Source organism: Streptomyces sp. NPDC096132 (genome assembly GCF_044763345.1).
Classification (GTDB): Bacteria; Actinomycetota; Actinomycetes; order Streptomycetales; family Streptomycetaceae; genus Streptomyces.
This window is the reverse complement of record NZ_JBIWGA010000007.1, coordinates 185730-203967: the sequence shown is the minus strand read 5'-3', so window position 1 is coordinate 203967 and position 18238 is coordinate 185730. Positions and strand designations below refer to the sequence as shown.

Sequence of the window (18238 nt, the reverse complement as noted above, 5' to 3'; positions counted from 1 at the left end):
TGTGCTGCAGGCAGACACCCCATGACCGAACCGCTGCGCTCGTTGGCGCAGAGCAGCAAGGAGGCCCCTTCCGTGGCGACCGCGTCGCAACTGCAGCAGTTCATCCGGTTCGGCCTGGACACCCTGGGGGAGCGCAACGCCCACCACGACTTCGAGACGCTGTCCCTCGCCGTGGCCCGACGGCGGATCGCAAGCAATCTACTGCCAGCCACCGGACCGGTGAGCACGGGCGGAGACCAAGGCCGCGATGCGGAAAGCTACTTCACCCGCCTGCGCAATAAGGCCCCTGAAGCCTCAGCCTTCGCACGGCTCGCTTCGAACGAGACGATCGTGCTGGCCTGCACGATCCAGCGCAGCAACGTTGCCAGCAAGATCCGCAACGACATTGCCTCCATTTGTTCCACCGGCACCCCCGTGCATCGAATCGCCTACTTCACCGTGGCCCCGGTGCCTGTCAGCACCCGCCACGACCTGCAAGACAAGGCCCGCACCAACTTCCAGGTGAGCGTGGACATCTTCGACAGCCTGTGGCTGGCCCAAGAGCTCGCAGAACCAGAGCTGTTCCATCTCGCCGAGACATACCTGCAGGTCCCCAGCGAGTTCGCCCCTGCGCCCGAACCCACGGAAGCCCACCCCGAGTGGTACCTGCAGGCCCGCGCCCGCTGGCGTGAACAGAAGGAATTTACCGGTCAATTGGGCGAGTTCGCCCAACTGCGACGGGCTCTTCGCCATGCCACGTTCAACGCCGGGGCGCGCGCCGACCTTGCGGACTGGCTCGACTGGGCTCGCCGCGTGCTGCAGGTCGCCGACCCCGACAGGGTCCGGCCGAGATTGCAGTACGAGATCGCCGTGGCCCACTTGCGCGGTCTGGGCGACCTCACTCCCGTAGACGCTCTGGTACGAGACTTCTTCGATCAGGCACTCAGCAGCAGCGACATGGGGCTGCTACACGACGCTGAGATGCTGCTGACCTACGTCTACGGGGCCTGGACCGGACACGCGACCGCACTCACGGCACAGGACCTAGAGCGCTGGACGGCCTTGCTCACCACGCGTATCCGCACCCTCCTGGAGGAGAATCCGCCGGTCAACCGCCGGGCCAGGCTCCACGCCCTGGCCGCGCATGTGGCGTTGCGGATCCGCCCGGCCGACCAGCCAGCGAACTATCGGCCCGAGCCGACCGCGGACCGGGCAGAACCGCCGCCGCGCTATCTGACAGCCGAGGACATCGGCCCCCTTGATCCGAACCGGCTCACCGTGGCCGATCTGCCTCAAGTCATGGCACACCTGCAGCAATTGTGCGACTTGCTCCCCCAGGCGCAGACCTTCCCTGTGGCATCCATCGCCGACGCCTTCGATCTGACCGCCCCGCTGCTGGCCGCGCACCCGGCCTATCCGCAGGTGCGCCAGGCACTCGACGAGGCCGTCGAACGGACAGAAGGCGGTATCGCCCGCGCTCGCAAGAGCCGCAACCGGGCCCTGCAATTCCTGCGGATCGAGCGCCCCCTCGAAGCGCTGGGGGAAGTCCGCACCATGAAGGTCAGCACGTGGTTCGGCGACACCCTGCCCTGGGCACTGCAAGCACTGCTCATGGCGGGCAGGCTCTACAGCCTCCTCCATTTGCCGCTGGCCGCCAAGCAGTGTGCCCTCGCCGTGTGCGTCGCGGCAGGAAGTTCCCAAAACCCCACACTGGCCCCGTTCATCGCCCAGGGACTGCTGCGGGCCTCCGACTGCGACTACCAGGCCGGCAACCTGTTGACCTCAGCCGCGCTTTCGGAGTACGCCATCACGGCTCAAGGCCAGTACGTAGATGACCCCTGGAACGAGGAGGAGCATGACGACTTCCAGGCCGTGGTGGTCGACAGCGGTATGGCCCTCCTGGCCGCCCGGCAGATCCGTCCCCACCTCGTCCCGGTCCTGGCGGACGTGCATACGCGGACCGGGTTGGATGCTCTCATCGATGCTCAGCTCGAAGACGTCGACGCGCCTGCGCGCAATGAAGCCGAGTGGATGCAGATGGCCATGCGCAGCGGCTGCGGCCGGCTCTTCGCCGATGAGGGGCCACGGCGCGTCTACCACTGGGCGGCCGGGGGCCCCACCTGGCAGGCGGAGTGCGAGAACACGCGGCACGCCGTGCTGGCCTGCGAGCGGTTCGTCGCCGCGGCGCAAATCCTGATCGCGGAGCTGGTCCTTCTCGATCCGCTGCTGCAGCCGGCCCACATCCACATTGACGTGCAACTCGACGCCCGGGCACCAGAGCCCGAGCAGCTCCCGGACAACCACGTCAGTCGGTGGCGCGTATACCTCGCCCCCTGGAACGAGGAGACCGATGCGCACGACGGGGAGTACCTTGCCGACCTGGCCGCCCCGCTCATGGCTATCCTCATGGCCGAATCGCTCTTGCCCCAAGAGCAGTTCATGCAGAGGGTGCAAACAGCATTCGAGCGGGGACTCAACCACAAACTCATTGCCGGCCGGGCCTACGACGAACTCGCCGACCTGCTGCCAGACGATCACTACCGCCAGCTCTCAAGCCTCCGCCCCACTCGGCTTGAGAACGTTCCTCCCTTCCGTGCAGCGGCCCACCCGGCTCTGGACCTTCCGCACACACCCGGCCCCGGGTATGACGAGGCCAGTGCCATCGAGGCCGTACGTCACCGATATGAAGCCTTTCCCATCGTGCGGTACACCATGAAAAGGCTGACTGCATCCACGTCGTTTCGCGCCACAGCCTTCACGCTGCGGGACGACGGCTGGCGCGATTGGCACCTCCTCACCGCTGTGCTCAACATCGTGATCAACTACCGGCTATCGCTGGAGTTGACCACTGATCCCGCGGCGAATCCACAGGACGTCATCCACAGGGCAGCAGCGCTGCGACGGCCAGAAACCGAAGACGATCCGGCACCACCGGATGACGCCTTCACACCAGTCGCCCTGAAGCAGGCCCTCGCCACCAGTACCCTGTCCACGCTCCAGAGCCTCGGGCTGGAATCCCACCGCCAGACACCTAACTTCCCGGCTCTGATGGAACTGCTCGGCGCCCGCTACGCGTACTGGACCCTCGATGTCCCACACGAGGATGTCCTGGCGTTCGATTGAGCCCGGAGCGCAAACACCGCCACCACCGAACGCGCCATGCTGCTAGCAGGGATCTACCGGGGGAACCCAGTCTGGCGCCTACGCGCCGTCGCGGCCAGGGCTACGACCACTCCCCGGACACACTCGCACGCGGGACGGAGTCGTCATCGGCAAGTGACAAGCGCCTGTACCTGCTCCAGGGTGATTGCGTGAATTGAAGTCGTCCGATTCCGCGGGGTCACGCCCGAAAAACGTTAGAGGCGGGCTCGGCGAGATACGTGGACCATACCGCCTGGGTTCAGGGGGCTAGCATCGTCAGCACCTGCCCGGTAGGGCGGCGGGCGTATCGCACGCAGCCGCACTGTCCAAGCCCTCGACGTATGCATCGCTGAATGCAAGGGTGTCGAGTCCCTTGCACACCTCGGGTACCTGAGGGTTGTCCTTGTAGCCCGCGAAATCCAAGTTCCAGTCGTCCCATCCGGGAGCGGCGTCGGCGACGGCGTCCGTGCACTGCTGGCTGACCTCTTCCTCACTCAGCAGTTTGGTTGCGGTGGCTGTGATGGTCGCGGCAGGTTTGACGGTCTCAGCCTTCGCCCTGTCGTCAGTGCTATCACTGCTCGAGCAGGCGCAAAGTAGCAGGCCGGCGGTGAGCGTGGCTGCGAGAGCAGTGGATGTGGTGCGGGTACTCATGGATCCCCCCGAGGGTGCTGTTGGGCGCATCATCCCCTGTTGCGGAGATGCAGTGGGGCGGATACGGCAGACTCGGGCAGAGCCCCGAACCTCGCCTCGCCGCCGGTGCCCACACTGCTGTCCAGACACCAGGCTGGGGAACATGGGCTGACCTACCTGGATGCGCGTCCCGACGGGCCGAACGATCCTGGATTCCATGTCGGGACCGCATTCCGAGGTCCTGCAGCGCCGTCGCCGACGGGTGGCATCGGATTGTGCCCGCTAGGACATCGCTCATCGCAGGTGCGGTGCAGCCGCCGCTCTGACGGAGCTATTGGCTTCCGGACCCCGCCGGTATCTTGGGTAGCTGAGTCCGGGTTCTCGCTGCGGTGCCGGGTCATCAAATTTTCGATTTTTCAGTTGCGCGACGTCTACTCGGCCAGACAGACTGATACAGACGTGTCATCACCCGGCACGATTTTCACATTAACGGTATCTTCAGCGCCAGAGTCATCGGCGACATCGGACAGAGACTCCAGCTTTACCGAGGAATACGTCCGGTTGAGAAATCCCAGGCTGTAGGAGTCTTCACCCAAGCGAAGGACTAGATCATTTCTTAGAACAAGGTTGGGAACGCTGTCACCCTGCTGGAGTTGCTGAAACTCGGGGTTCTCCAAACTTGTTCGCGGGATCGTGAAAGAAGCATAGTCCCACTGCGAGACGATTGTCTCGCCAATCAGGTAACAATGGACTTCCCTGACTGACTTGAATTCTTCATCGGTGAGGTCTTGAGGAATCGGAAAGTACACACCACTGATGCGCTGAATGTCGTCGAGGGTACGAAGAATCTGCAGTGACGCATCGACGCTTGAATTCGAGGCAGGCAGATCCATTGGCGGACCAATTTCCTTGCCATTAAGCACCAAGGTTGCACCGCGACCCTCTTTCGCTTCCGCTAGAAAGCGAACGACAGGCAACAGGATGCACGGCAAGCTGCGCTCGGGCATCTGGAACGAGTATGTAATTTTGGCGTGATGGGTAGTCACGTCAAACCGTGTCACAATCCTCGCAACGCCACCAAGATCTTCAAGCCTCAACTCGATTCCCCTCCTACCCGATGTCCGTTCCTTGGCTTCGAGCGGGAGGTGAGCTTTAATAGTGCCTTGAGCATCCCGAATACGGAGGGCAAATCGTGCGTCCGACAGCGGGGTGTTGTCAATTTCGCCACCGATGCGCAGTTCACCACCATCGAAGTTTCCGCCGAACTCGGCGGGTGCGTCGATGGAAAATTTCTTCACGAACTCGCTTGGAACAACAGTGGCTGTCCCATAGTCGAAACTATCCTGAAGCGCCTGTGCAGCCTTCTTTCCGTCCTCAGTACCGGGGAAGGTAAATGCGCCACCAATCTGAATTGGGCGATCCTTCTCGGCACCCGGATATCGAGGATGCGTTGCGACGTTGACGGAGCCGTTTGGCTGGACACTAAAACTGAACTCGTAATGTGGATCGAGGGAGTTGAGTCGGTCCTTGAGCGCGCGTACACGATCTACTAGATTAGCAACACCTCGGGTGAGGGCAGCTTGCTCTTGATTGATCTCCCGCATCATGCTAACGATCTCGTCATTACTGCCTTCTAGGTAGTAACGCGGGAGCTCCGGGTGGGAGGCCATCTGACTGTCGAGCCAATCCTTCCCGCGCCAAACGCACGGGAAGGAGTACTTGGCAGTCAAGTTATTGAACCACACGAGTTCGCCATCGGTGTGATTGATGGGTACCACAAGGTACCAAGCCACAGGGGTGTGCTTGGCCGCATTTTTGAGCGAGTCGGAAACTTGGCGTCTCCTGCCGGACCTTTCATCAAGGCGCCCGGTAAAGCTCTTAAGCTCGAAGATTTCCAGACCCGTAAGGAGCGGTACCTGAACGTCACGTCCTTTGTCTCCGCCCGCTCCATCGATGCGCTGAGCTTGCGGATGAAGACGACTGATAAGGACGGAGACCATGTCTTCGTAGACGTTGGATCCAAGCCGCTCGTCCGTCCAGTCCACCCTGTTCTTCATGTCGCCCTCAGCCTCTACTGCGTCCGCTCCGCACAGTGCGCCATCACAAACAGATCAACGTCGCCGAAGTACCGCTGACGCTTGCGCCAGTCACCCTCACCCGAACAGTCACCTCTCCACGGTGCATCGAAGGCAGCGGCCGGTACTCCCACGTCCTCTCCTCTGCCGGTCGACGCGCGGGCCCATCGATGAATCGCAGCACCTGATTCCGCTCAGCCTCCGTCATGCCCGCCAAGGCATCCGTCACGCACCTCAGCTCGTCCAAGATCAGACCTCGCCCACCAGATCGAGATCCTCACGAGTCGTCGTCGATGCGAGCGCGGGGACGGGCCACTCGCGGTCGGGCACAAATCCAACGCCCCTCCACCACGGCTCGACCGGCAACACCCCAGCTGGCTCGAACGGCTGCCCCGGAACAGGAAGCGCAACCGCCTGCCCCACCGCATCAGCGGCAGCCTTGGTCCACTCACCAGGCTCGGCCCACGGATGGAAGGCCAGGTTGAAGGTCCCCCAATGGATCGGCAGCAGCACACCACCGGGCTCGCCTTGCTGCAGGTCAAGGTGCGATTGAACGCCCTGGACAGGGCTCATGTGAATGTCCGGCCACGCGCCCGGCACCGGCGTAGAATCCGTGTGGTTCTTGGGCCAGTACTCCGAGTACGCGCCGATCTGGATCATCGTCGCGTCGAACGGGCCGTGGTCGGCGCCGATGTCCTTGAAGCCCTCGAAGTAGCCGGTGTCGCCGCTGTGGAAGATCCGGTGCTCCTCGCCGGCGACGACCCAGGAGGCCCAGAGGGTGTGCTGGGTGTTGCGCAGGCCGCGGCCGCAGAAGTGGCGGGCCGGGGTGGCGGTGAGGGTGAGTCCGCCGACCTTGGTCGCCTCGTGCCAGTCCAGCTCGCGCAGCCGGTCCGCCGAGACGCCCCAGTGCTCCAGGTGGGCGCCGACGCCGAGCGGCACCGCGAAGAGGGTGTCCGTGCCGGCCAGCGCCTTGATCGTGGGCATGTCCAGGTGGTCGTAGTGGTCGTGGGAGATGACGACCACGTCGACCGGGCCCAGCGCGGCCAGCGGCAGCGGCACCGGGTGCAGCCGCTTGGGTCCCGCGAAGGAGAACGGGGAGCAGCGCTCGCCCCAGACCGGGTCGAACAGCACACGCTGCCCGTCGATCTCGGCGAGCACGCTGGAGTGGCCCATCCAGGTCAGCCGCAGGCCCGTGGCGGGCGGCTTGGCGAGGTCGGCGAGGGTGGTGGCGTGCACCGGGACCGTGCCCGCCGGGGCGCGGCGCGGCCGCTGCTCCTTGTCGAAGAAGACTTTGGCCAGCTCCAGCGACGAACCCGAGGGACGGGTGCGCGCCGGGCCGCCGGGGTTCTCGAAGACCCCGTCCTTGAAGTGGGGCGATCTGCGGATGCGCGCCATGCGCTCACCGCTCGGATCCGCGCCGAAGGCCTCGGGCTGCAACGCGGCGCGGAGCCCGGAGCTCAGGGAACGGAAACCGGACACGGTACCTCCAGGTGGAGTCGCTGAGGCATTCCATTATGGTCGCCCGCTCCGACAACGCGTTGACAGCCCTCCTCCCGGCTCCCGATACTGACCCACTGTTCAGTAGCAATCCGTACGAGGAGTCCGTATGCCCGCCGCCCCTGTGCTGTCCCTCACCTGGACGGACGACGTCACCGGCCGCCGGGGCTTCCTGGTCGTCGACCGCCTCGTGCGCGGTGTGTGCAGCGGCGGCCTGCGGATGCGGGAGGGGTGCACCCTGGAGGAGGTGACGGGCCTCGCGCGCGGGATGAGCCTCAAGGAGGCGCTGCACTACGACCCCGAGGCGCGCTACGTCCCCCTGGGCGGCGCCAAGGGCGGCATCGACTGCGATCCCCGGGACCCGGAGGCGTACGGGCTGCTGGTGCGCTACCTGCGGGCGGTGCGGCCGTACGTGGAGAGCTGCTGGACCACCGGAGAGGACCTGGGCCTGACCCAGGACCTGGTGGACCGGGCGGCGGCCGAGGTGGGGCTGGTCTCGTCCGTGCAGGCCGTGTACCCGCTGCTCGACGACGAGGAGGCGGCCCGCGCGCGCCTGGCCGACGCCTTCGCCGTCGAGGTGGACGGCATCGGCCTGGACGAACTGGTCGGCGGCTGCGGGGTCGCCGAGTCGGTGCTGACGGCCCTGGACCGGGCCGGGGTGCCGTACGCCGGGACACGGGTCGCGCTCCAGGGGCTCGGCACCATGGGCGGCGCCACGGCACGCTTCCTCACGCGCGCGGGGCTGACGGTCGTGGCCGTCGCCGACGTCAAGGGCACGATCGCCAACCCGGACGGGCTCGACGTGGAGGCGCTGCTCGCCGCGCGGGACGGCCACGGCACCGTGGACCGCGCCGTGCTGCGGCCCGCCGACCGTGAACTGCCGGGCGAGGCCTGGCTGTCGGTGGACGCGGAGGTGCTGGTGCCGGCGGCCGTGTCGTACGCGATCGGTGCCGAGGAGCAGGAGCGGATCACGGCCCGCTGGATCGCCGAGGCGGCCAACATGCCGGTCCTGCCGCAGGCGGAGGCGTCGCTCCACGCGCGCGGGGTGAGCGTGCTGCCGGACGTCGTGGTCAACTCCGGGACGAACGCCTGGTGGTGGTGGACGCTGTTCGGTGACATCGGCGCGGACGCGGACGAGGCGTTCGCGTACACCCGGCGTGCGATGCGCGCGCTGGTGGAGCTGGTCCTGGCGCGCGCCGAGGCGGACGGGACGACACCCCGGGCCGCCGCGCACGCGGTCGCGGCGGAGCGGCTGCCGGTGATCGCGGAGCGGTTCGGGCATCACCGGTGAGGACGTCGGCGCAGGTCGCGGCAGCTGTGCGGATCGGCACCGGGCGGGGCCGCTGTGTAGGGTGACGGCGTGGCGAGGGTCCGGTTGAGCGTGGCCGAGCGGCGCGAGGAGCTGCTGCGGGCCGCCATCGAGCAGATCGAGGCGCGGGGCGTGGCGGCGGTCAGGATCGCCGACGTGGCCGCGGCGCTCGGCGTGAGCAACGCCCTGGTCCTCTACCACTTCTCGTCCAAGGAGAGGCTGGTCGCCGCCGCCTTCGCGTACGCCGCCGAGGACGACCTGGCCCATCTGCGCAGGCTGCTCGGCCGCCGTACGACGGCGCTGCGCCGGCTGCGCTCGGCCGTGCGCTGGTACGCCCCCACCGGCCAGGCCAAGGGCTGGCGGCTGTGGATCGAGGGCTGGGCGGTGTCCCTGCGCGAGCCCGCACTGCGGGAGGTCGCCCGGGACCTCGACAGCCAGTGGAAGACCGCCCTCACCGAGGTGATCACCGAGGGCGTGACAGCAGGCGAGTTCACCTGCCCGGACCCGCCGGGAACGGCCCTGCGCCTGACCGCCCTCCTGGACGGCCTGGCCGTACAACTGACGTCGTACGGCGGCACGGTGTCCCGGGCCAGGGCACAGGAGTGGGTGGAGGAAACCCTGACGAGAGAACTGGGCTTGAGTACATCAGCCCGTCTGGGGGTGCCCCCTCTGGGGGAGTTTGAGGACGAGGCCCCTTAAGGGCCGAAACGGGGGTCTGGGGGCGGAGCCCCCAGGGGCGGGACGGGTAGGGGCGGCGGGGGCGAAGAACTCCCGCCGCACCCCACCCCTCACGCCACCGAAGCGATCCGCATCCGGATGTCCTCCGGCGACAACGCGCCCTTGGCGGTCACATGGTCCCCGGACGACTCCCCCCGCAGCCGCCGCCCGATCCACGGCACGAGATACTCCCGCGCCCAGTGCACGTCGTCCTTGCGCACCTCGAGCGTCCCCCGGGGCGGCAACGGCGGCCACACCTGCTCCGGATCCGCCGGCACCTCCAGCCCGAGCGCCTGCCCGGCCCGCAGCGCCACCCGCGTGTGCCCCTCCGGGGAGAGGTGCAGCCGGTCGTCGTCCCAGGCCCGCCGGTCCTGCACGGACTTCAGGGACCACAGGTCGAGCACCGGACACCCGTACCGGTCGGCGACGGCCCGCACATGTCCGTTGTAGGTGGCGATCTTCCCGCGCAGATGCTTGAGCACGGGCACCCCCCGCGTGTCGAAACCGGTCGTCACCATGACGGTGCCGGCGACGGCCGTGAGCGAGGCGATCGCCCGCTCGAAGCGCTCGGCGACCTCGTCGGGGTCGGTGCCGGGCCGGAGGATGTCGTTGCCGCCCGCACAGAAGGAGACCAGGTCCGGGGCGAGTTCGACGGCCCGCGGAAGCTGATCCTCCATGATCTGGTCGAGCAGCTTTCCGCGCACGGCCAGGTTGGTGTACTCGAAGTCGCCTTCGGGACGCCGGTCCGCGAGCAGCACCGCGAACCGGTCGGCCCAGCCGACGAACGCCCCGTCGGGGCCGGGGTCGCCCACGCCCTCGGTGAAGCTGTCCCCCACCGCCACGTACGACCCGATCACTGATCTGTTGTCACTCTTCGAATCGTCTGCCACGGCAGATCATGATTCACCTTCGAATGTGACCTACGCGACCGTAGGAAAGGGTTGACGGGCGGTGAGATAAGCCACTCCTAAAGAATTTGCCCATCAGGGAATAAGAGACCACGCCCGGAAGCTTTTGATCCGGAAGTGGCTCCAGGTGGTACGGAACGCGAAGTGTCCGCCGGTGTAGGGCTCCGGGTCGGTGTAGTCGAAGACCAGCCGCCCGTTGTTCCACCACTTCACCGTGGAGCCGTCGGAGACGATCCGCACATGGTTCGGCTCGTTCGCGACCAGCAGCGGCTCGGTGTAGTCGTAGATCAGCGGCCGCACGCCCGCCTGGCCGACGTAGCGGCGCAGCCGGGTGGTGGTGTTGGTGTTGGCGCCGTAGCCGACGTAGTACGTCTTGAGGTAGTCGTACTCGGCGAGGGCGCCGCCGCGCGGGGTGGCGAAGAGGTCGTCCGGGGAGCGCACGTCGACGGCGTTCCAGAAGTTGTTGAGGTCGGACACGCGGTCGTTGGCGCCGCCCGCGGCGACCGGGGTGGCGACGTACTCGAGGACGTACGGCCCTTCGAGCGGCCGGCGGAACCAGATCGTGGCGCCGGCGGGCACATCGACCTCCAGGGTGCCGCGCGAGGCCGTGACGGTGCCGCCCTTCTCCAGTTCCACGGCCCACTGGCGCAGGCCGTGCCGGAAGTCGTCGTGGGCGATCAGCCGGCGGTGGCGGGGTCCGGCGCTCGCGGAGGCCGGGGTGGTGGGGGCGAGGGCGGCCAGGGCGGCGCCGGCCGCGAGTGCTCCGAATGCTCTACGCGTGGTCGTCACGTCGATCGGCTCCTTCGGGAAGGGTGAGGGCGGGCTTGGGGATGCGGCGGGTCTCGGTGCCGAGGTAGTAGTCGGTGTACGTCGACTGCAGATAGCCGCGGACGGTCCAGCCGAGGCGGTACTCGGGGTTCTGGGCGAGGGTGTAGACGCGGGTGCGGGTCGGCTCGGTGGTGGTGTAGAGGCGCAGGGCGGTGTGGTCGGCGGTCTCGGCGAGGATCTCCTCGCGCCAGTCGCCGACGAGGTCGCCGTAGAAGGGGGTGGCGTTGCGGGCGCCGGAGACGACCCCGGACGGGTCAAAGACGACGGCGCTGGTCTCGGTCGCCGGGTCCCACTTCTCGACGCGGGTGAAGTCGAGGAGTTCCGACGCCTTGTCGCCGTCCCACCAGATGCGGAAGTTGACGCTGGGCGTGGTGGTGGAGACCTTGCCGTCCCGGACGTTGAAGACGCCGGCGCCGGGCCGGGTCACGTCGGCCGTGGACGTCCAGTACTCGTAGCCGCGGTGGCCGGGGTCGATGTCGGCGGCGTTGCCCCGGCCGACGTCGAGGTCGGCGTCGCTGACCGGGTCGGTGGGGTGGGCGCCGGTCACCAGGCGCTCGCCGGTGTCGGCGTCGTAGTAGTACCAGGGGAAGTTCGAGACGATGCCGAGCTCGGACTGCTGGATGGCGAAGCCCTCCAGGCCGGGTCGGTCGGGGTCGAGGTCGGCGATGTCGAAGCGGTCGCCGTGGATGGCCCGGTCGACGACGTACCGCAGGGTGCCGTCGCCGTTCACGACGTAGTTGCCGTCGGCGATCTCGTCCCTGCCGTCCTGGTCGACGTCCACGGTGCGGATCTGGTGGAAGCTGGTCGCGCCGGTGGCCGGATCCACGACGTGCTTCCAACGGCGGGTCAGATCGGTGCCGTTGTAGTCCCAGGTCTGGAACAGCACCCGGAACGCCCCCCGTTTGGCGCCGATCCGGGTGACCAGCTTCGTGACCAGGCTGGGGTGTTCGCCGTCGAGGTAGGCGATGCCGAAGTGGCCGCCGGAGGGGCCGTCGGCGACGAAGTCGTCGGGGACGGGCTGCCGGGTGCGCTCGGTGCCGGTCACGCCGTCGATCACCGACACGAACTGGTTCGCGGGCGAGGCGGCGGTGACCCGGGAGCCGTCGGCGAAGGTGGTCCCGGCGGCCGTGTGCACCAGCACCTCGGCCTTGCCGTCGCTGTCGAGGTCGTAGACGGTGACGTTGTCGTCGTTGCGGTAGCCGCCGATCGCCGTGGAGCCGCTGATCGCGGCGGGCGCCGGGTCGTTGGCGCCGTTCCCGCCGGCCTGGGTGTAGGAGCCGGGGCCGAGGTCGACCCGCCACAGTCGCTCGCCGGTGAGGGTGTACGCCTCCAGCAGGTCGGGCCGGTCGCGGGTCCGGGAGAGGCGGCTGACGACGAGTTCGTAGCGTCCGTCGCCGTCCAGGTCGCCGGGCCAGGCGTGCTGCACGGTGTAGCCGTCGGCGGCCGCGAGGGGGATCTCGGCGTAGCCGTCGGTGAAGTCCAGGGCGGGAACGTCCAGGGCGGGTGAACCCGCCTTCGGCTCACGGCCGCCCACGACCGCGCGCACGGTGTACGTCCCCGTGCCCGGGGAGTCGTCCTGGTAGGTCGTCGACTTCCGGACCGGCTCGCGGTTGAGCCGGCGGCCGTTCTTGTACACGTTGAAGGCGATCGCGTCGCCGTACCGGGCGTACTCGGTGCCCAGCAGGCGCCAGCTGAGGAAGGTGCCCTCGCCCGAGGACACGGCGACCAGGCCACGGTCCAGGTTCTCGACGGTCCGGCGCGGGGTTTCGCCGGCGTGGCCGGCGGGCGCGGAGAAGAGGCCGGCGAGCAGGGCGGCGGCGGCGGTGACGGCGACGGTTCTTCGGCGTCGGGTGGGGTGCACTGGTGCTCCTTTGTGGTTCGGGGGGCCTGCTGGTCTTGGTGGTCCTGCCGGAGAAGGGAGATGAGCCGGTCGGCCACCTTGCGGTGCGCCCGGATCACGGCGCGGACGGGACCGTCCTGCTCGACCGTGCCCTTGGCCGCGAAGGCCGCGGTGATCACGCCGGTGGACACCTCGATCCGGCCGGCGCTGCCCCGGGTGACCGTCACTCGGTGCTCCGGGGCGGCCGGGGTGCCCGCGCTCAGCAGGTACCGGTCGGCCTTCGGCGCGTCCGGCGCGATCACGTGCGCGGTCCACTTCACGGAACCGTCGGGCACACCCCGGGTGGCGCCGGCGTGGACGTCTGGTGCGGAGCCCTTGATGACGGTGCGTCGGTCGACGCCGGACACGGGACCTCCGTAGAGCGATAGAAAGCGCTTGCTCCCTGACGGAGATCACTGTGTCCCCACCTTGTCCCGGCTGTCGATGGGGCGAAAAGGGATGCCACACGACCGCAATAAAACGATCATGATCGAGCAAAGCCGAACGCCGCCCGGTGGACGGCACCCTGCCAGGCACGCCGAAGGCCGGACCCAGGATCGGAGAGCCAGGGCACGCCGAAGGCCGGACCCGGGGATCGGGGTCCGGCCTTCGGTTGCGTGTCAGGTGTGCGTGTCACGCCTGTGCGTGTCAGGCGTGTCGGACGAGGTCGTCGGCGGGGGTCAGCCGACGGCGACGCCGTGGGAGCGGAGGTAGGCGACCGGGTCCACGTCCGAGCCGTAGTTCGGGGTGGTGCGGATCTCGAAGTGCAGGTGCGGGCCGGTGACGTTGCCGGTCGCGCCGGAGAGGCCGACCTGCTGGCCCGCGGTCACGGTCTGGCCGGCCGAGACGGAGAGCTGGGACAGGTGGGCGTACTGGGCGTAGTAGCCGTCGTTGAGCTTGATGACGACCTGGTTGCCGTACGCGCCGCCCCATCCGGCGGAGACGACGGTGCCCGCGCCGACGGCCTTGAGGGAGGTGCCGGTCGGGACGACGAAGTCGACGCCGGTGTGGTAGCCGCTGGACCACATGCTGCCGGCGACGTGGTAGGCGGTACCGACGGTCGCGCCCGCCACCGGGAGGGTGTACCCGCTGGAGGTGGCCGTGTCGCTCTCGGCGGCCTGGGTGGTCGCCTTCGAGGAGGAGGACGTCGAGGCCTGCGAGTCGGAGGACTTCGAGGAGGACGACGACTTCGACGACTGGGAGGACTGCGAGGACTTCGAGGACTGCGACGAGGCGGAACCGGACGAACCGGACGACGACTTGGTGCTCGCGGCCTTCTTGCCGATCGACAGCTCGAGGCCGGGGTGGATCAGCGACGGGTTGCTGCCCACGGCCTCACGGTTGTCCTCGTACAGCTTCTGCCAGCCACCGCTGACGTTCTGCTCGTCGGCGATCTTGGCGAGGTAGTCGCCCGCCCGCACCGTGTAGGTCTTCATGCTCGAGGCGGCGGACTTCCGCGAGACCGGAGCGGCCTGTACGGCGCTTTCCGCGACCGACTTCGAAACGGCCTGGGCGGCCGACTGGGAAACCGTCTCGGCGGTGGCCGCATGGGCGCCGGTGGCCCCCATGAGCGGGAGGGCGAGAGCGGCCCCGCCGGTTCCGGCGACGGCGATGGAACGGGTGAAGCGCAGGGTCTTCGGGCGGCGGTGCTTACCCTTCGCGGGCATGACGAATTCCTCTCCGGCGCCTGCGAGGTGAGCTGTCGGGTGCGGACTGGAGATGCCCGGCCGCGCCGAGGCGCGGCTTTACCCCAAGCCTGTTCCGGAGACCGGAACAGGCGGTTCTACCTGTGGGTCCCCCGCTCCTGCCGGGTACGGGTAAGTGTGCGGACTCCGGGCGGCGGCAGGATTGGGCGTCCGTCCGGATTGGTCTGGAACGTAAGCGACCCAGACGCACAGGAACAAGCAGAGGTTGCCCTGTTAATGCCTTTCTCTTGATCCGCTGTGAGAATTCCCGGTGACGCTCCGTGCATCAAGCACGCTTCTTTTCGCCTAACGCCCAGGAAAAGCACCTTGATTACGTGAACATGACGGGCGACGTACGGTCACGAATATGACGCTGCTCACGTGATGTCTCTCCAGGTTCCTTTATTCCAGAGCGAGTTGGAACGAAGGATCCAATTCGGACAGAACCCTCAGATCCGGCGCAGGCGGATAACCGTCGCATCAAGGTCACCCCGGAGCCCGGTCCGCAGCCCGTGATGCAACAGCACCGCGCCTCGATGCACTTCGCCCGTTTCGCGGCATTCGTACGATGCTGTCGGGTCGAGGCCGCGCAGCCTCAGCGCGGGAACGGGCTCGCCGTACCGCTGTGCCTGGAGCCAGGCGAGGACGACGGCCTCGTCGCCGCGGACGTACTGGACGGCGCTCAGACCGCCCGCCGGGGGGCGCAGCCGGTACAGGTCCCCGTGCTGGACGAGGGGCCGGATCTCCTTGTAGAGGTCGACCCACCGCCGGGCCTCGGCGAGCTCCTCCTCGGTCCACTCGGAGAGGTCCCCGCCGACCCCCAGCACACCGGCCATGGCACTGACGAAACGGAAGCGCAGCGAGCTGATCCGCCCGTTGAGCTGGGCGTTGGGGCTGTCGGTGACCCAGGCGGCCATCACGCGCGCGGGGTGGATCTGGCTGAAGCCGTGCTGGATGTCGAGCCGGTCGAGCGGGTCGGTGTTGTCGGAGGTCCACACCTGGTCGGTGCGGCTGAGGATGCCGAGGTCGATCCGCCCGCCGCCACCCGAGCAGGACTCGAAGGCCACGCCCGGGTGGGCCGCCCGCAGCCGGTCCAGGAGGGCGTACAGGGCGCGCACATGGTCGACCCAGAGGCGCTGCGGATAGGGGTCGTCCGGCCAGCCGGCGTCGGTGAAGCAGCGGTTGAAGTCCCACTTGACGTAGTCGATGGGGGCGCTGGAGAGGAGCCCGTCGAGCTGCTGCCAGAGGTACTCCTGGACGTCCTCGCGCGCGAGGTTCAGCATGAGCTGATTGCGGAATTCCGTCCGCTTTCGTCCCGGTTGGAACTGCACCCAGTCGGGGTGCGCCCGGTACAGGTCGCTGTCCGGGTTGACCATCTCGGGCTCGACCCAGATGCCGAACTGCATGCCGAGCGCGTGCACGTAGTCCGCGAGGGGCTTCAGCCCCTTCGGGAAGCGGTCCGGGTTGGGCCGCCAGTCGCCGAGCCCGGCCCGGTCGCTGGTGCGGGCCCCGAACCAGCCGTCGTCGACCACGAAGAGCTCGACGCCGATCGCCGCGGCGCGCCGGGCGAGGGTCGCCTGCTGCTCCTCGGAGATGTCGAAGAAGGTGGCCTCCCAGGAGTTGAACAGCACCGGCCGGTCCTGCTCCGCGTGCGGGATCACATGGTCGCGCTGGTAGGCGTGCCAGGTGCGGCTGGCGCCGCCGAAGCCGCCGTCGCTCCACAGGCCGGCGAAGAGGGGGGTGGTGAAGGACTCCCCCGCCGCCAGCCGCAGCAGGCCGGAGTCGTCGTGGCCGGCTCCGCCGGTGATCTGCACGCGCGCGTCCGGGAGTTGGGCGACGGCGATGCGCCAGGAGCCGGACCAGCCGAGGGCGCAGCCGTAGACCTCGCCGCGCTCCTCGGTCGCGTCGGTGTCGAGGGCGACCCAGGGCAGGTACTGGTGGCCGGTGTGGCCGCGGCGGCTGCCGATGACCTTCTCGCCGTAGGCGAGGGGGGCCTGGACGAGCCGGGACTCGGCGGCCCAGCGGCCGTGCAGGTGCGTCAGCCGCCAGCCGTCGCGCTCGGGCAGGGTCCAGGTGGCGGAGTCGGCGCGCAGCAGCTCCAGCGGCTCCTCGCCCTCGTTGCCCAGGGTCGTCCAGCGTTCCAGCACATCGCCCCGCATCCGGTAGTGCAGGGTGATCGTCAGCCCACCGTCCCGGAACCGCAGCCGCAGCTCGGCGCCGTCCGCGCCGTCCGTTTCATCCGTCTCGTACGACTCGAAGGTCCACTCGGTGCCGCGGCGTTCGGCGGTGCGCACGGACAGGGCGGGGCGGACGAATCGGGGACCGCCCTCCACCGGATACTCCTCGTGGCCGTCCAGGGCGGCCTCGAAGGAGGCGCGGCCCTGGAGGGGGAGGGCGGCGAGGGCCTCCGCGTCGGCAAGCGCGATCCTCGGCCCCCAGTGCAGGTGCAGCAGTTCGTCGGCCTCGGTGAGGTGGAGGGCGTAGCTGCTCGTGGGCCCCGAAAGGAGCCAGGTGCGGCCGCCCGCGGCGATCTCGGGCTTCACGGTCTCGGGCATCAAACCCCCACTGATTCGAACAGGTGCGATCAAGCCCCAACATCATCAGGGGCACATGCCCCGTCCTGCAACGCCTGTGGACAAACCGTTCACCAGGGGAGACGAGGGATTCGTCCACCTGTGGACAACCCGTTGCCCCGGGAATCCATGTCGTATGGTCGAGGAGGTCCCGCCGGCCACCACGAGCCGCGCCGACGGAGCCCGACCGGGAGGGAGCCCCCGTGACGCAGCAGATCCCGTCGACCGAGCCCGAACTGGCCGGTGTCCGCAATTTCCGTGACGTGGGCGGTCTGCCGACCGTCGACGGACGGCGGGTGCGGCACGGCGTGCTGTTCCGCAGCGGCCATCTCGCGCACGCGACCGACGAGGACGCCGCGTTCCTGTCCTCCCTGGGCCTGCACACGATCTTCGACTTCCGCAACGCGGCGGACCAGAAGCTGGAGGGCCCGGACGTCGAGCTGCCGGGCGTGCGCAATGTGAACCTGCCGCTGTCGGACCCGGCGGACGGCTCGGAGTTCTGGAAGCTGGTCCGCGACGGCGACATCGACCAGCTGCGCGGCATCCTCGGCGACGGCAAGGCCGCCGGCCGGATGATCGCCTCCTACCGCACGATCATCAAGGAGCGCACGGCCGAGCACTCGCGCGTGCTGCACTCCCTCGCCGAGGACGGCGTCCCGGCCCTGATGCACTGCGCGGCCGGCAAGGACCGCGCCGGTCTGTCCGTCGCGGTGACGCTGCTCGCCCTGGGTGTGGAGCGCGAGGCGATCCTCGCGGACTATCTGGAGTCCAACGCCAAGCACCGCCGCTACAAGGTGCGGCGCAACGGCTCTCCGGAGACGGCCTACACCCCCGAGGTGATGGAGCTGCTCAGCCCCCTCTTCGACGCCCGGGAGGAGTACCTCACCGCGGCCATGGAGACCATCGAGGAGACCTGGGGCGGCGTCGACATCTACCTGGAGCGGGGCCTCGGGCTGGCACCCGAGAGCCGGGAGCGGCTGCGCGGACGCCTGCTCGACTGAGGGCGCCCGCGAGCGG

General features: G+C 68.3%; 12 protein-coding genes and 1 riboswitch. Of the genes, 4 read left to right on the top strand and 8 right to left on the bottom strand.

Going from position 1 to position 18238, the window contains the following annotated elements; translation table 11 throughout:
- The first annotated feature begins 21 nt into the window (after positions 1–21).
- A complete protein-coding gene (locus ACIRF9_RS18825) occupies positions 22–3102 on the top strand; it encodes a hypothetical protein (RefSeq protein ID WP_403822958.1) in 3081 nt (1026 codons plus the stop codon).
- A 294-nt stretch (positions 3103–3396) separates the two neighbouring features.
- Here ACIRF9_RS18825 and ACIRF9_RS18820 read toward each other — a convergent pair whose 3' ends face one another.
- From ACIRF9_RS18820 to ACIRF9_RS18810, 3 genes are all read right to left on the bottom strand, one after another.
- A complete protein-coding gene (locus ACIRF9_RS18820; protein WP_403822955.1) occupies positions 3397–3771 on the bottom strand; it encodes a hypothetical protein in 375 nt (124 codons plus the stop codon).
- 410 nt (positions 3772–4181) lie between these two features.
- Positions 4182–5795: a hypothetical protein gene (locus ACIRF9_RS18815; RefSeq protein WP_403822952.1), complete on the bottom strand. Its 1614-nt coding sequence runs from the start codon at positions 5793–5795 to the stop codon at positions 4182–4184.
- Positions 5796–6074: 279 nt separating this feature from the next.
- Positions 6075–7304 (bottom strand): MBL fold metallo-hydrolase, encoded by a 1230-nt coding sequence (locus ACIRF9_RS18810; RefSeq protein ID WP_403822949.1) that lies wholly within the window; start codon positions 7302–7304, stop codon positions 6075–6077.
- Between the two features lie 127 nt (positions 7305–7431).
- On the opposite strand from ACIRF9_RS18810, the gene ACIRF9_RS18805 reads away from it, so the two are divergent.
- Together ACIRF9_RS18805 and ACIRF9_RS18800 are read left to right on the top strand one after the other, a co-directional pair.
- Positions 7432–8613 carry a Glu/Leu/Phe/Val dehydrogenase dimerization domain-containing protein gene (locus tag ACIRF9_RS18805; RefSeq protein WP_403822946.1) on the top strand — a complete coding sequence of 394 codons (1182 nt, stop codon included), beginning with the start codon at positions 7432–7434 and terminating at the stop codon, positions 8611–8613.
- Between the two features lie 69 nt (positions 8614–8682).
- Positions 8683–9330, top strand: a complete 648-nt coding sequence (locus ACIRF9_RS18800) for a TetR/AcrR family transcriptional regulator (RefSeq protein WP_403822943.1) — start codon at positions 8683–8685, stop codon at positions 9328–9330.
- A gap of 89 nt (positions 9331–9419) precedes the next feature.
- Here the strand turns inward: ACIRF9_RS18800 and ACIRF9_RS18795 are convergent, their stop codons facing one another.
- The 5 genes from ACIRF9_RS18795 to ACIRF9_RS18775 form a co-directional block, all read right to left on the bottom strand.
- Positions 9420–10205: an SGNH/GDSL hydrolase family protein gene (locus ACIRF9_RS18795; protein WP_403822940.1), complete on the bottom strand. Its 786-nt coding sequence runs from the start codon at positions 10203–10205 to the stop codon at positions 9420–9422.
- Positions 10206–10331: 126 nt separating this feature from the next.
- Positions 10332–11045 (bottom strand): DUF6250 domain-containing protein, encoded by a 714-nt coding sequence (locus ACIRF9_RS18790; RefSeq protein ID WP_403822937.1) that lies wholly within the window; start codon positions 11043–11045, stop codon positions 10332–10334.
- On the bottom strand, positions 11029–12945 hold the full coding sequence (locus ACIRF9_RS18785) for a hypothetical protein (RefSeq protein WP_403822934.1): 1917 nt from the start codon (positions 12943–12945) through the stop codon (positions 11029–11031). Before ACIRF9_RS18785 ends, ACIRF9_RS18790 begins: the two co-directional genes overlap by 17 nt.
- A gap of 698 nt (positions 12946–13643) precedes the next feature.
- Positions 13644–14630, bottom strand: coding sequence for a peptidoglycan DD-metalloendopeptidase family protein (locus ACIRF9_RS18780; protein ID WP_403822931.1), 987 nt, complete (start codon positions 14628–14630; stop codon positions 13644–13646).
- Positions 14631–14634: 4 nt separating this feature from the next.
- A riboswitch (cyclic di-AMP (ydaO/yuaA leader) is annotated at positions 14635–14793 on the bottom strand.
- Positions 14794–15097: 304 nt separating this feature from the next.
- Entirely contained in the window at positions 15098–17203 is a 2106-nt protein-coding gene (locus ACIRF9_RS18775; protein WP_403822928.1) for an alpha-galactosidase, read from the bottom strand.
- Positions 17204–17424: 221 nt separating this feature from the next.
- On the opposite strand from ACIRF9_RS18775, the gene ACIRF9_RS18770 reads away from it, so the two are divergent.
- Complete coding sequence (locus tag ACIRF9_RS18770) at positions 17425–18222, top strand: tyrosine-protein phosphatase (RefSeq protein ID WP_403822925.1); 798 nt, start codon at positions 17425–17427, stop codon at positions 18220–18222.
- Positions 18223–18238: the final 16 nt, after the last annotated feature.